Below are 14169 nucleotides of genomic sequence, written 5' to 3'. Positions count from 1 at the left end.
CGACATAGGATCCGCGAGATGCGCGTGCTGGTGGTGTCCGCCCCGCTCGTCGGGCACGTCTTTCCCCTGGTGCCCCTCGCGGTCGCGCTGCGCGACGCCGGCCACGACGTGCTGGTGGCCACCGGCGGTGCGGCGATGGCCGCCGCCGACGCCGGTCTGGCCGTGCACGACGTCGCGCCGGGCTTCGACTTCGGCCGGATCGCGCGGCGGGTCCTGCTCCGCCATCCGCTGATCGCGCGCGCCGAACTGGCCGGCACCGCCGGCACCCGGGGCGCCGGCCTGCTCTTCGGCGCTCTCAACGACCAGCTCACCGACCCGGTCGTCACGCTGGCCACCCGGTGGCGGCCGGATCTGGTGGTGCACGAGCCGTTCGCGGTCGCCGGCGCGGTCGCGGCGGCGCGGCTCGACGTGCCGGCCGTACGCCAGGAGAACACCCTCTTCGACGGCCGGGACCTGGTCGCCGCGACCACCGCCCGACTCGGGGCCGCGCTGCGCCGGCACGGCCTCGCGGAGCTGCCACCGCCCGCCGCCGCCCTCGCCGTGGCCCCGCCCAGCGTGGCCACCCAGGCCGGCTGGCCGATGCGCTACACGTCCTACGTGGGCGGTGGTGAGCTGCCGGCCTGGCTGCGCGAGCCGGGCGAGCGACAGCGGATCCTGGTCACCCGCAGCACCCTGACCGGCCCCGGCGACCGGGGTCCGATGCCCGCCGTGGTGGCCGCCGCGGCCCAGGTGGACGCCGAGATCGTGCTGGTCCGGCCCGATCAGCGCTCGGCCCGTTCGCTGCCCGGCAACGTCCGGGTGGTCGACTGGATCCCACTCGCGGAGGCGTTGCCGGCGAGCGCGGCGCTGGTGCACCACGGCGGGGCGGGCAGCGCCTTCGGCGCCCTCGCCGCCGGCCTGCCGCAACTGGCCACCGTGGGCCCGGGGGACCGGCGGCACAACGCCGAGCTGGTGGCCCGCCGGGGCGCCGGCCTCGCGCTGCGTCCGGCCGACATCACCGCGCGGACACTGACCCGGCTGCTCACCGACGAGAGCCTGCGCACGGCCGCCGGGCAGGTCAGCCAGGAGATCGCCGCGATGCCACCGCCGGCGGCCCTGGTGGCCCGGCTGACGGCGTTGCTCTGACGCCCTCCCGCGTGCCACAGCCGGGTCCGCGCCCGGCTGCGGCAGGATGGCCTGATGCGACACGTCGTGCTGTTCCACTCCGTGTACGGGCTGCGGCCCGCCGTTCGTGCCGCCGCCGACCGGTTGCGCGCCGCCGGGCACCGGGTCACCGCCCCCGATCTGTACGGCGTCCCGGCCGCCGACACCGTCGAGGAGGGTTTCGCGCTGCTCGACAAGATCAGCCACGAGGTGGTGCTCGACCGGGCCCGCGCGGCGCTGCGCGACCTGCCGCCGCAGACGGTCCTGGCCGGCTTCTCGATGGGTGCCGGCGTCGCCGGGGCGCTGCTCGCCGAGCGTCCCGACGCCGCCGGCCTGCTCCTGCTGCACGGCACCGGTGGCGGGCCGGACACGGTCCGGCCCGGGTTGCCGGTGCAGCTGCACGTCGCCGACCCGGACCCGTACGACGCGCCCGACGAGGTCGACGAGTGGCAGCGGGCGATGACCGACGCCGGCGCCGACCTGAGCGTGTTCCGCTATCCCGGCGTCGGGCACCTGTTCACCGACCCGGACGTCACCGAGTACGCCCCGGACGCCGCCGCGCAGGTCTGGCCCCGGGTGCTGGCCTTCCTCACGGGGTGCGGAAATGACGACAACAGCCTTCGATGACCACGAGCGGTCGCGCTGGGCCGGGCGGGCGGCGGCGTTCGACGGCAGCTTCGCGCTGCTGTGCGCCCATTCCGCCCCGGCACTGTTGGACGCCGCCCACGTCGAGGCCGGAACCCGGATGCTCGACGTCGGCACCGGTTCCGGGACCGTCGCCGGGCTGGCGTGCGCGCGCGGCGCCAGCGTGGTGGCCGTCGACGCGGAGCCCAGCATGGTCGACCTGGCCCGCAGCCGGCTCCCGTTGGCCGACGAGGTTCTCCTCGCCGCGCTGCCCCGCCTCCCGTTCGAATCCGGGCAGTTCGACGCGGCCGTGGCGAACTTCGTGATCAACCACGTGGGTGATCCGCTCGCCGCGATCGGCGAACTCCGACGGGTCGTCCGGACGGCCGGACGAATCGCGGTGACGGTCTGGCCCGACCCGCCGCCCGAGGCGCAGAGCCTCTGGGGCGAGGTCTTCGACGCCGCCGGGGTCGACCGTCCGACGTCGGTGCCGCGGGTGGACGCGGAGAAGGACTTTCGCCGTACCGTCGAGGGGTTCGCCGGGTTGCTCGAGGCCGCGGGCCTCGCCGACGTGCGGTGCGAGACGATCACCTGGGTGCACCGCACCGACCCCGAGGCCTGGTGGAGCGGGCCGGCGAACGGCATCAGCAGACCGGGGCTGCTGATGGAGACCCAACCGGCGGACGTGATCGTGCGGATCCGTGCGGCGTACGACGAGCTGACCGCCCCCTACCGCGACCCGGACGGCAGGCTCGCGCTGCCCACCGCGGCACTGCTGGCCTCGGCGTCCGTGCCGTAGGACGACTCGGCGGCGCCCGCCCCCGCAGGCGGTGGGGCACGGCGTCGAGAATGGGTGGCATGGAATTCCTGTGTTACCACCGCGACCGGCCCGACTCGGCGGCGTTGCGCGACGAGCTGCTGGCCGAGCACTGGACCTACATGGACGGGTTTGCGGCGGAGATGATCGCCCGCGGCCCGACCCTGTCCGGCGACACGGCCACCGGCAGCGTGCACATCGTCGACCTGCCCGACGCGGGCGCCGCGCGGGCGTTCGCCTTCGACGAGCCGAACTACCAGGCCGGCGTGTACCGGGATGTGCTGGTGCGCCGGTGGCGCAACACGCTGGGCCGCACGATGTGGGACTTCGCCGGCGGCCGGACCGGCGGCAACCGGTATCTGGTGCTCGGCCTCGGCGCGGGGCCGGCCGTCGACCTGGCCGTGCCGCCGGACCCGGACGAACTGATCGCGTACGGGCCGCTGCTGTCCGACGACGGCGACACCTGGCTCGGCACCGCCGCGCTGGTGCGGGCGCCGACCCCGGACGCGGCGCGCGCCATCCTGACCGTGGACCGGTACGCCGACGTCGAGGTGCACCACTGGCAGTTCGGCGGGCGGCCGACCTGACCCTCAGGCGGCGGTGGCCAGGCCGTTCGGCCAGTGGATCAATGGCGGACGGGGTGCGGCGCGCACGACTCCGGCCGGTGGGCCGACACCGACCGGTCCGCCGCGCTCGGGTGGCCCCGGCACGGTAGGCACCGCTCGGATCGTCGCCGGGGTCCGGGCCACGTCCGCGGGCCGGGGCCCGGCCGTGCTGCTCGCCGTCGCGCACCCTCGCGTCGGTGGCCCGTCGCTGGCGGACGCGACGGCGCGCAGGCGGCGGGTACCCGCCGGGTGGTTGGTTCCGCGACCCGGCTCGGCCGGCGCGGTGGTCGTCGTCGCCGCAGGAAGACGTCGGCGCGGCGGTGCGGTTTGGCGCGTTGAGACCGTCGGGGCCACCACCGCGAGGACGGCGCCGGAGCGGCCTGCCCGGGGGTGAACGACGTCGAGACGCACCACGTCGGCGGGACGGTCCGCGACCGGGTGAGCTGCGGCGGAACGGCCTGCGGTGGGGTCGAGGGCGTCCGGGCGGACCGTGTCCAGGCGCGGCGCTTCGGCGGCACGACTGCCGAAGACGGCCCGCAACGCGCGGGGCAACCGCTCGGCGGCGACCTGGCGCAGCGCGGGCGCGGCGAACACGTACCCGTCGGTGCGGCGGGCGAGCAGCAGTCCGGCCGCGACCAGTCCGCGTAGGGCCGGTGCGGATCGGCCGGGCACCCAACCGAGGGTCCGGTCGACGGCGTCGCGGGAGACCGGCCCGCCGATGGTGGCGGCGGCCATCAGCACCGCTCGTCGTTCACCGTCGAGGTGGTCCAGTTCCGCGCCGACGGCCCGGCGGACCGCGTCGGGCAGCGGAAGCGTCAGCCGGTCGGCGCCCTCCACGATCGACCGCACGTACGCCGCCGCGTGGCCGGGTCGGCCCGCCACCAGTGGCAGCAGCCGGTCGACCAGGGCCACCGGTTGCCCGGCCCGGGTGAGCAGGTGGCGCAGCAGCCGCCCGGACTGCACCGTGGCCAGGGGACGGATCGGCACGCGGCGGGCCGGGCCGGGTCGGGTGTCGGCCCACTGCGGCTGATGCACGGTGAGCACCGCGAGCGGCAGCCCCCGCGCCGCCGCCGCGGTGAACAGCGCGTGCAGGAAGTGGCTCACGGCCGGCGCGGCGCGGTCCACGTCGTCCACGGCGACGACAAGCGGTCGGTGGGCGGCCAGGCGCAGCAGCGCGTCCCGGCAGACCGCCGCGGCGGCCAGCGTCCCGGCCGAACCGTCCGGGGTGGTCAGCAGCGATTGCAGCGCCGCCACCGCCGCCGCGACCCGGTTCGGCGGGTACAGCGGTGTCAGAGCGTCGGTCAGGCGGTCACGGACCGCCGCCGGGCCGTCGCCGTGTCGGATGCCGGCGACGCCGCGGACCAGTTCGGCGACCGGCGCGAGCACCTGGTCGGGGTACGGCGGGCAGCTCACCACGCACCAGCGCACCGGCATCCCGTCCACCGTGCGCAGCGCGCGGGTCAGCTCGTGCAGCAGTCGGCTGCGGCCGCTGCCGCTCGGGCCGACCAGGGACACCCAGCGCGGGTCGTGGTCGTGCAGCGCCCGGGTCAGCTGGTCGGTGACGCTGGCCAGTTCGCGGCGTCGCCCGATCAGCGGGCCGTCGTGCCGGTCGGCGCCCGGTCGCGCCAGGCCGGCGGCATGCCACACCGGCATCGGCGGCACCCGGCCGGCGACCGGCACCGGCGCCAGTTGACGCTGCACGATGAGACCGGCGGTGGCCCGTGCCGTGGCGGCGCAGAGCGCGACGGTGCCGGGTGCGGCGTACTCCTGCAGGCGGGCCGCGGTGGTGATCACCGCGCCGCTGGCCACGCCGTGGCCGCCGCTGACCGCGTCGCCCAGGTCGACCACCGCCTCGCCGGTGGCGACCCCGACGCGCAGCCGCAGGGTGATGTCGCCGAGGATGGGCCGGCGATCCAGCGCGGCCTGGATCTCCAGCCCGGCCCGCACCGCCCGGTACGCGTCGAAGCCGTCGGAGTGTCGCGCCCCGAACAGTGCCATCACCGCGTCGCCGACGTACTTCTCGACCACGCCGTGCCAGCGGCGCAGCACGGCGGCGACCGTGTCGAAGTACGCCCGTTGCAGCGCGCGGACGTCCTCCGGGTCGAGCCGGTCGACAAGCGCGGTGGAGCCGACGATGTCGGCGAACAGCACGGTGACCGTCCGCCTCTCCTCGGGCACCGGCCAGTGTGGGCGGTCGGTCCGCTGCGTGTCGGCGACGACAGTGATCATGGGTGCGCACCGGTCCTTCCCCCGCTGGTGGCTGACGACCCTCGGAGATTGGCATTCCTGGGCTGACGGGGGATCGGCAGAACGACGTATGTCGGCCACTCGCAACCATTAGTCGCAATGTCGACGCGAGGAGTACCACAAGCAGCAGATGGCCGTAGAACGGTACGGGGGCGTGTGATTAGGCTGCGTCCCATGGCCAGCGATGTGGACACCGCACCGCTCGTGGGCCGGGCCGAGCTGGTGCAGACGGTTCGGTCGGCGTTGCTCGGTGACGTGGCACAGGGGCAGACGGCCGCCGTCTTCCTGACCGGTGAGAGCGGTGTGGGCAAGACCCGCCTCCTCGGTGAGATCGGTGCCCGATTGTGCGACCAGGGCGCATTGGTGCTCACCGGCAGTTGCCTGGACATCGGCGACGCCTCGCCGCTGCACCCGTTGCTGCAGGCGTTGCGGCGTTTCGACGCGGACCTGTCCGCGGCGCAGGCGCGCACCTCCTCGGCGGTGCGCGGGCTGTTGCAGATGTTCGCCGACGAGACGGGCGGCCCGGACGGCGCCGGTGCCCTGCTGGAACGCGTCTCCAGGGGCCTGCACCTGATCGCCGAGGGGCGACCGCTGGTGCTGATCCTGGACGACCTCCAGTGGGTCGACCGCAGCACCCGCCAGCTGCTGCTCTATCTGCTGGCCGGTCTCGGTGACCTCCAGCTGTCGGTGCTGGCCGCGGTGCGGGCCGAGTCGTTGCAGGGCGCGCACCCGCTGCGCCGGGTGCTCACCGAGCTGCGCCGGCTGCGGACGGTCCGGGTGCTGGACCTGTCCCCGCTGGACCGCGCCGGCACCGAGCAGCTCGCCGCCGCGGTGGTCGGGCGGACGCTTGCGCCCGACGCCGCCGAGCAGGTGTGGCAGCGCAGCGGCGGCAACCCGTTCGTCATCGAGGAGTTGGCCCGCGACCTGCGCGACGGGCGGGACGGGCTGTCCGAGACCCTGCGGGAGATCTTCCTCGATCGGGTCGACGCGCTGCCGCAGCACGCGCACGCCGTGGTGCACGCCGTGGCGGCGGGCGTCGAGCCTGTGCAGCACTGGCTGCTGGCCGAGGTGCTGCGGCTGCCGGAGGACGAGCTGATCGACGCCGCGCGCGCCGCGGTCGCGCACCGGCTGCTGGTCGGCGCCGATGACGGCTACCGGCTGCGGCACCGCCTGGTCGCCGAGGTGCTGTCGCACGAACTGCTGCCGGCTGAGCGCTCCGGCCTGCACCGCCGCTACGCCGAGGCGCTGACCGCCGCGCCGGGCGAGCTGCACCAGGCCCGGTTGGCGTATCACTGGCGGCTGGCGGGTGAGCCGGCGCGGGCGTTGCCGGCGGCGGTGGCCGCCGCGCAGGAGGCCGAGCGGCTGCAGGGTTACGCCGAGGCGCACCGCCACTGGACGGCGGCGTTGCACCTGGCCGGCGACTCCGGCTCGGTGGAGGTGGACCGGATCGAGCTGCTCGGCAACGCCGCCGAGGCGGCCCACCACTGTGGGGAGCACGCCCGCGCGTTGGCCCTGCTGGAGGAGTTGGCCGCGCTGCGGGGCGGTGAGCCGAGCTGCGCGCTGCACATCCGCCGGGCCCGTTACCTGGCCGCCGCCGGTCGCTCGGCGCTGGCCGAGGAGGAGTACGAGCGGGCGCTGGAGGCGGCGGACTGCTCGCCGCGGGACCGGGCCGCCGCAGCGGCGCGGCTGGCCGAGCTGTTGCTGCACCTGGGCCGCTACGCCGACGCCGGCGCGCGGGCGCGCGAGGCGCTGGCGCTGGCCGAGAACGCGGAGGGTTCCGCCACCGAGGTCGTGCTGGCCAGCTCGGCGCTGGGCTTCAGCGACGCCTTCCTGGAAGACCCGGACGCCGGTCTGGCGGTCATGCGCGACGCCCTCGACACCGCCGAGCGCGCTGGCCAGCCCGAGGACGTGGCGTGCGCCTACCTGCACCTGGCGGAGCTGCTGACCGGGCCGCTGAACATCCTCGAAGAGGGCGTGGTGGTGGCACGGCGCGGCGCCGAACGGGTGGCCGAGCTGGGGCTGGGGCGTACCTGGGGCACCCGGCTGCTGGCCATCGCCATCAACGGGCTGTTCCGGGTGGGCCAGTGGGCCGAGGCGGAGAAGGTGGTCGCCGTGGCCCTGCGGCACCGACCGTCCGGCGCGGACGCCGTCGAGTTGCTGCTCGCCCGATGCCGGCTCTCGGTGGGCTACGGCGACATCGAGGCCGCCGGCCGGGACCTCGACGCGGTGGCGACCCTGCTCGCCGGCGGTGGGGCCCGCCACGTCATCCCGCTGCTCACCCTGCGGTCCGGGTTGGCGATGTGGGAGGGCCGGCACGACGTCGCGCGGCTGGCGGTCCAGCGCGGCCTCACCGAGAGCCGCTCCGACGACGTGATGATCCTGTCCGCACTGGTCTGGCACGGGCTGCGCGCCGAGGCGGAGGCGCACGCCAGCCGCGCCGTGGCCGTGGACCCGACGGCCGTACGCCGGCTGCGGGACGTCGCCGACCGGATGGCCCGCAAGAGCGCCGGAGCGGCCCGACCGGTGCGCTCGGTGGTGGAGGGCTTTCTGGCCCTGTGCGCCGCCGAGGTGAGTCGTCTCGACGGCAGCGACCCGGAGCTGTGGGCCACCTCGGCCGCCGAGTGGGACCGTCGTAACCACCCCTATCCGGCGGCGTACTCCCGGCTGCGGCAGGCGGAGGCTCTGCTGGCCCGGCGCAGTCGGGTGGCCACCGCGGGCAAGCTGCTGCGGGAGGCGTACCGGGTGGCGCAGGGGTTGGGCGCGGTGCCGTTGACCTCGGAGATCCGGGAGTTGGCGGGGCGGGCCCGGGTGCCGCTGGCCGAGCGCGACGCCGACGGCGCGCGGCCCGTCGCGTCGGCCGAGCCGGTCGACGACGAGTTGGCGGCCCTCACCGCGCGCGAACGGGAGGTGCTCGCGCTCGTCGCCGAGGGGTTGACCAACAAGGAGATCGGGCAGCGGCTGTTCATCAGCGAGCGGACCATCGGTGTGCACGTGTCGCACATCTTCGACAAACTCCAGGTCCGCACCCGCGTCCAGGCCAGCGCGATCATGTTGCGCAACTCCCGCGGCTGACGGCACCGGTACGTATCCCGGCGCGTGTGCGCGCCGGGATACGTCGTTCTACTGATCCGGGCGGCGGCCCTCGGCTGAGAGGCTGAGCCCCGTCGACGGCGTCACGGGGGCGTCACGACCACTATGGAGGAGAGATGACCGAACCCGTCTGGGGGCCCGTGCACCGGGACATCGTCGACCTGTTGGCCGACCACCCGGCGGACGTGCCAGCGGTGGTCGATCACCTCACCAAGCTCCAGGACATGCTGGTGCGGCTGCCACCGCTGGAGGCGAGTTGCCCGCTCGCCGACTTCAACAAGCTCTACCTGACGATCACCAGCAGCGTGCTGGACGGCCTGTACGACGACCGTTTCGTCGACCCGGTGTTCCTCTCCCGGCTGGACGTCGAGTTCGCGGCCCGCTACTTCGACGCCCTGCGGCTGTGGACCGACTCCAGCCCCGGGACGCCGAAGGCGTGGTCGTGTCTGTTCTCGCGGATGCGCGGGCCGGACGCCCGCCCGTTGCCGTCGGCGGCGGCCGGTGTGAACGCGCACATCAACTTCGACCTGCCGTTCGCGTTGGTGACGACGTTCGACCACCTGGAGTCGGAGCCGGTCGACGGCACCGACCAGCACCACGACTACCTCGAGATCAACAACATCTTCGCGGACAAGATCCCCGGCCTGCGGCGAGGCTATCTGGAGCGGTGGCAGCTGCTCATCGACATGCTCAACGGCGACATCGACGACTGGTACCAGGGGGAACTGGTCGAGTACACCCGCGATGTCGCCTGGCGCAACGCGCAGAAGATCTGGCGGTGCCGGCACGATCCGGAGGCCCGCGAGTGTGAGCGCACGCGGCTGGACGACAACGCCGCGGCGCTCGGCCGGTTGCTGCTCTCGCCCCTCGGGGCGTTCCTGCAGTAGCCGGGACGGGGGGTCCCCGCGCTCCGCCCGTGGGGGCGGCGGAGCGCGGGGGCGCGTCCGCCCCACCAGCTCCACCACCCGCGAGTCGGCCGGTGCTCACCGGCGACGGCGGGGAGTCAGCCGGTCGGCCCGGGGGGTGTCGACCGTCCGCCGCCGTCGGCCGGCCCGGGGGGTGCCGGCCGGCGGCGGGGGAGCCGGTGCGGGCCGGGCTCGCTGGGCCGGCCGGCGGCGACGGGACGGGTCGCCGGCCGGCCCAGCGGCCACGCGGGGGACGCCCGCCGGCCGGTGGCGGGGGATCAAACCGGCCGCGGGGCGTTCGGTGGTCGACAGGACACGGCCCAGGGGTGTCGGTTGGCTCGTACGGGGTACGCCCGCGCCATGACCGTCCTGGCCCGGCGCCGCCCCGCCGCCCGACCCCGACCCGCGCGGCCCGGCCCGCTACGCCCGGGCGGCCCGGTGCCGCGACCCGATGTCCGGCCCGGGGCGCGATGAGCGCCGCTGCGGCCCGGTTCCCGTTCCGCTTCGACCCGGCGTTCCGTCCACCGTTGGCGCTGCTGGGCGTCCGGCCGGCGACGGCCTGGGTCACCGTCACCGACCAGGACCTGGTGATCCGGTACGGGCCGTGGCGGCTGCGCACCGGCCGGGACAACGTGATCGGCGCCGAGCTGAGCGGTCCGTACCGCTGGTGGCGGGTGATCGGCCCCCGCCTGTCGATGGTCGACCGCGGCGTGAGCTTCGGCAGCAGCACGGCGGGCGGGGTCTGCCTGCGCTTCGGCGTACCGGTGCCGGCCCTGGCGCCCGGCGGCCGGCTCCGGCATCCGGCGGCCACCGTCACCGTCGCCGACCCACCGGCCCTGGCGCGGCTGCTCGCCGGATGAGGACCTGCCCTGAGTAGGCCATCCGCGTACCCGGTTCCGCCGGTCGGACCGCCGCGCACCACCTACCGTCGGAGCAGGACCTGCGAGGGTGGGACGGGCGATGGCTGACGAGCACCGGGCGAGACCGCGACGCTGGAGCGGACGCCGCCATACGCCTACCGGACCGGACCCGGCGCTGCGCGCCGCCCGCGACCCGGCCCGCCCGCACTCCGGCGGCCGTCAGGGTGTCGTGGTGCCCGAGCGGGTCGACAGCCCGGCCCGGTCGGCGCCGCCGGCCAGCCCGCTGCGGCGGTGGCTCTTCGAACACCAGGTGCAGCCGCCGGGCCCGGAGACGGCCGAGGGGCAGAACCGCAGGCACGCGTGGTGGCAGGTGATGTGCCTGACCGGCGTGGACTACTTCTCGACCCTGTCGTACCTGCCGGGCATCGCGGCGGTGGCGGCCGGCGCGCTGTCCCCGCTGGCGACCCTGCTGATCGTCGCGCTGACCCTGTTCGGCATGTTGCCCATGTATCGCCGGGTGGCCCAGGAGAGCCCGCACGGGCAGGGCTCGGTGGCGATGCTGGAGCGGCTGCTGCCGTTCTGGCGGGGCAAGATCTTCGTGCTCGTGCTGCTCGGGTTCGTGGCCACCTCGTGGATCATCACGATCACCCTGTCCTCGGCCGACGCCACAGTGCACCTGCTGGAGAACCCGTACCTGCCGGACGCCCTGCACGGCCCGGCGGTGCCGGTGCTGGTCACCGTGGCGCTGCTGCTCGTCCTCGGCGGCGTGTTCCTGCTCGGCTTCCGCGAGGCCGTCGTGGTGGCCATCCCGCTGGTGGCGGTCTTCCTCGTCCTCAACGCGGTGATCGTGGTGGTCGCGGTGACCCGGATCGTCGAGGACCCCGCCATCGTGTCGGACTGGACGACCGCGCTGACCGCCGGCGGCGGGCCGGGTCACGTCCTGCTCACGGCAGTGCTGGCGTTCCCGCTGCTGGTGCTGGGGCTGTCCGGCTTCGAGACCGGTGTCAGCATGATGCCGCTGGTGTCGGCCGACGGCCCGGACCGGCCGGCCCGGCTGGCCGCCCGGATCCGCAACACCCGCCGGCTGCTCACCACCGCCGCGCTGATCATGTCGGTGTACCTGATCTCGACGACCTTCGTGACCACCGCGCTCATTCCCGCTGCCGAGTTCCGCCCGGGCGGCCCCGCGAACGGTCGGGCGCTGGCCTTTCTGGCGCACACCTATCTCGGCGAGGTGTTCGGCACCGTCTACGACGTGAGCAGCGTGCTCATCCTCTGGTTCGCCGGCGCGTCGGCCATGGCCGGGCTGATCAACATCGTGCCGCGCTACCTGCCCTCGTACGGCATGGCCCCGGAGTGGGCGCGCGCGGTACGCCCGGTGGTGGTCGTCTACACCGTCGTCAGCGTCGCCATCACGATCGCGTTCCGGGCCGACGTCAACGCCCAGGCCGGGGCGTACGCCACAGGCATCCTGGCGATGATGGTCTCCGGCGCGGTGGCGGTGACCATCTCCGCGGTCCGGCACCGCCAGCGCGTCGCCGGCATCGGCTTCACGGTGCTGACCCTGGTGCTGCTGTACGCGCTGCTGGAGAACGTCGTCGAGCAGCCGGACGGGATCACCATCTCGGCGCTGTTCATCCTCGGCATCATCGTGGTGTCGCTGATCTCCCGGGTCACCCGGACGACGGAGCTGCGCGCGGAGCGGATCGAGTTCGACGAGCCGGCCCGCCGGTTCGTCGCCGAGTCGCTGGCTCATGACGGGCAGCTGCACCTCATCGCGAACAAGCGCCAGAGCGGCTCGGTGAAGGAGTACACGATCAAGGAGCGGGCGCAGCGGGGCATGAACCCGGTGCCCGGGGCCGCGGACGTGCTGTTCCTGGAGATCGACGTGGTGGATCCGTCGGGGTTCAGCCAGGTGCTGCGGGTGCACGGCGTCGAGGTGGCGGGCTTTCGGGTGCTGCGGGCCAGCAGTCCGGCCGCGCCGAACGCGATCGCCGCGATCCTGCTGGCGCTGCGCGACGCCACCGGGGTACGCCCGCACGCGCACTTCGAGTGGTCCGAGGGCAGCCCGATCGCGCACCTGCTGCGCTACCTGATCCTCGGCCGGGGGGACACCCCGCCGGTGGTACGGGAGATCATCCGCCGTACCGAGCCGGACCCGCTGCGCCGGCCGGGCATCCACGTCGGCGGGTGACCGCACGCACCGTCTGGTGTCGTTAAAGATGAATGGCAGCACTATTCACGTTCACACCTTCCTGTCCGTATTGCGGCCATATGGTGACCTTTGGTGGTCGACGGCACGTCGAGCACCCCACGCCCCGATTGGCGTGGACCGTCACGTACCCAGGAAGGCAGGCACCTGATGTCCACGTACCGAGGAGGAGACCGCCCGGCACGACCCCGACGGCGGTCCCGATGGTTCTTAGCCGGCGGGCTCCTGGCCGGGAGTCTGGTGGTGGGAGCGGCCGGCGCCGCCGCCGCGGCCGACCGCGACCTCTCCCTCCCGGGCCTGGACAGGTTGACCAGCGCGGCCAGCCGCGACGACGACCGGCGGGACGACGACCGGTCCGGGCCGGAGCGTGACGGCGACGACGCCGAGCGGGCCCGACCGCACACCCCGGGCACCGGCAAGCGGGGCGTGGTCGAGGTGCCGTGCGACGCGGCGAAGCTGGTGGCCGCGCTGGTGGCGGCCAACGCGGAGGGCGGCGGGGAACTGCGGCTCGCGCCCCGGTGCCGGTACACCCTCACCGAGGCGTTCCACGAGACCGACCAGTACGACGGCGGGATCCGTGACGCCCGGGAGCAGGCCGACGCGGCGGAAACCCCCGGCGACGCGGACGCCCCGCCGCACAACCCGGCCGACGACACGTCCGGCCTGCCGGTGATCTACCAGGCCATCACCATCGACGGCGCCGGCGCGACAATCGCCCGTGACGCCCAGGCCGCGCCGTTCCGCTTCTTCACCGTCCGTGACGGTGGCGAGCTGACCCTGCGCGACGTCGAGCTGCACAACGGCCGTTCGGCCATCGAGGGCGGCAGCGTGCACGTCGTGCACGGCGCGACGGCAGTGGTGGAGCGGGTGACTGTCACCCAGAGCACCTCGCTCTCGCCCGAGGGCGGCGGCGGCGGGATCTTCAACGACGGCAACATGGTGGTCAGCGACTCCACCTTCATCGGCAACAGCGCCTCCGGCGCCGCGGGCAAGGGCGGGGGCCTGCTCAACGGCGGCGTGCTGACGCTGAAGCGCTCGGAGTTCCGCCACAACAGCGCCAACGGCTACGGCGGCGGGCTCGGCAACTACCGGGGCGCGGCGGACGTGGACACCACCACGCTCGCCGAGAACAGCGCCGCGCAGGGCGGCGGGCTGGCCAGCTTCTCGGCCCGCACCAAGGTGTACGACACCGAGCTGCTGAACAACACCGCACAGGTCGGCGGTGGCGCCGCCAACTCCGACGCGGTGCTGGTGATGCGCAAGATGACCATCCGCGGCAACACCTCCACCGTCAACGGCGGGGCCATCTCCACGGTCAAGGGCCTGCTGCCCCTGGACGACAGCGTGGTCGCCGGCAACACCACGCACGGCATCGGGGCCGGCATCTACGCCGAGAAGTCCAACCTGCTCGTGCGCGGCAGCGACGTGACCGGCAACGAGGCGGTCGGCGCGACGTCCAAGGGCGGCGGCATCTACGCCACCGCCGGCTCGGTGGCGCTCTACACGAGCAAGGTCACCCACAACGCGGCCACGGTGAAGCCCGGCGGCATCTTCGCCGAGCACGCCCAGGTCAAGATCGACGATGAGAGCGTGGTCGTCGAGAACGAGCCGACCAACTGCGAGGGCAGCGCGGTGCCGATCGCGCACTGCTTCCGCTGAGGCGTCG

The 14169-nt window shown here is 74.5% G+C and carries 10 protein-coding genes; 9 read left to right on the top strand and 1 reads right to left on the bottom strand.

All coding sequences use genetic code 11. The features are described 5' to 3' along the window. Nucleotides 1-18 precede the first annotated feature (18 nt). From AB0B39_RS08275 to AB0B39_RS08260, 4 genes are read left to right on the top strand one after another with little or no spacing between them, the layout of a single operon-like run. Complete coding sequence (locus AB0B39_RS08275; protein WP_357497012.1) at nt 19-1125, top strand: nucleotide disphospho-sugar-binding domain-containing protein; 1107 nt, start codon at nt 19-21, stop codon at nt 1123-1125. A 54-nt stretch (nt 1126-1179) separates the two neighbouring features. After that, nucleotides 1180-1770, top strand: coding sequence for a dienelactone hydrolase family protein (locus tag AB0B39_RS08270; protein WP_357573850.1), 591 nt, complete (start codon nt 1180-1182; stop codon nt 1768-1770). Beyond that, the gene (locus AB0B39_RS08265) at nt 1748-2566 is read left to right on the top strand and encodes a methyltransferase domain-containing protein (protein WP_357573849.1); all 819 of its coding nucleotides are present in this window, start codon (nt 1748-1750) and stop codon (nt 2564-2566) included. Before AB0B39_RS08270 ends, AB0B39_RS08265 begins: the two co-directional genes overlap by 23 nt. A 59-nt stretch (nt 2567-2625) precedes the next feature. Further along, nucleotides 2626-3171 carry a YciI family protein gene (locus tag AB0B39_RS08260; RefSeq protein WP_357573848.1) on the top strand — a complete coding sequence of 182 codons (546 nt, stop codon included), beginning with the start codon at nt 2626-2628 and terminating at the stop codon, nt 3169-3171. Between the two features lie 3 nt (nt 3172-3174). Here AB0B39_RS08260 and AB0B39_RS08255 read toward each other — a convergent pair whose 3' ends face one another. Then, entirely contained in the window at nt 3175-5418 is a 2244-nt protein-coding gene (locus AB0B39_RS08255) for an adenylate/guanylate cyclase domain-containing protein (protein WP_357573847.1), read from the bottom strand. Nucleotides 5419-5610: 192 nt separating this feature from the next. Between AB0B39_RS08255 and AB0B39_RS08250 the strand changes: the two genes are divergently transcribed. The 5 genes from AB0B39_RS08250 to AB0B39_RS08230 all read left to right on the top strand — a co-directional run bounded on the left by AB0B39_RS08250 (nt 5611) and on the right by AB0B39_RS08230 (nt 14162). Next, a complete protein-coding gene (locus AB0B39_RS08250) occupies nt 5611-8508 on the top strand; it encodes an AAA family ATPase (RefSeq protein WP_357573846.1) in 2898 nt (965 codons plus the stop codon). 134 nt (nt 8509-8642) lie between these two features. Next, on the top strand, nt 8643-9413 hold the full coding sequence (locus AB0B39_RS08245) for a DUF5995 family protein (RefSeq protein ID WP_234590474.1): 771 nt from the start codon (nt 8643-8645) through the stop codon (nt 9411-9413). A gap of 488 nt (nt 9414-9901) precedes the next feature. Continuing rightward, complete coding sequence (locus tag AB0B39_RS08240; protein ID WP_234587034.1) at nt 9902-10291, top strand: hypothetical protein; 390 nt, start codon at nt 9902-9904, stop codon at nt 10289-10291. A 100-nt stretch (nt 10292-10391) separates the two neighbouring features. After that, complete coding sequence (locus AB0B39_RS08235; RefSeq protein ID WP_234587036.1) at nt 10392-12485, top strand: amino acid transporter; 2094 nt, start codon at nt 10392-10394, stop codon at nt 12483-12485. Between the two features lie 168 nt (nt 12486-12653). Further along, the gene (locus AB0B39_RS08230) at nt 12654-14162 is read left to right on the top strand and encodes a hypothetical protein (protein ID WP_357573845.1); all 1509 of its coding nucleotides are present in this window, start codon (nt 12654-12656) and stop codon (nt 14160-14162) included. Nucleotides 14163-14169: the final 7 nt, after the last annotated feature.

Origin of the sequence: Micromonospora sp. NPDC049114 (assembly GCF_040648635.1) — a bacterium.
Classification (GTDB): Bacteria; Actinomycetota; Actinomycetes; order Mycobacteriales; family Micromonosporaceae; genus Micromonospora.
This window is presented reverse-complemented; position numbering and strand designations above follow the sequence as displayed.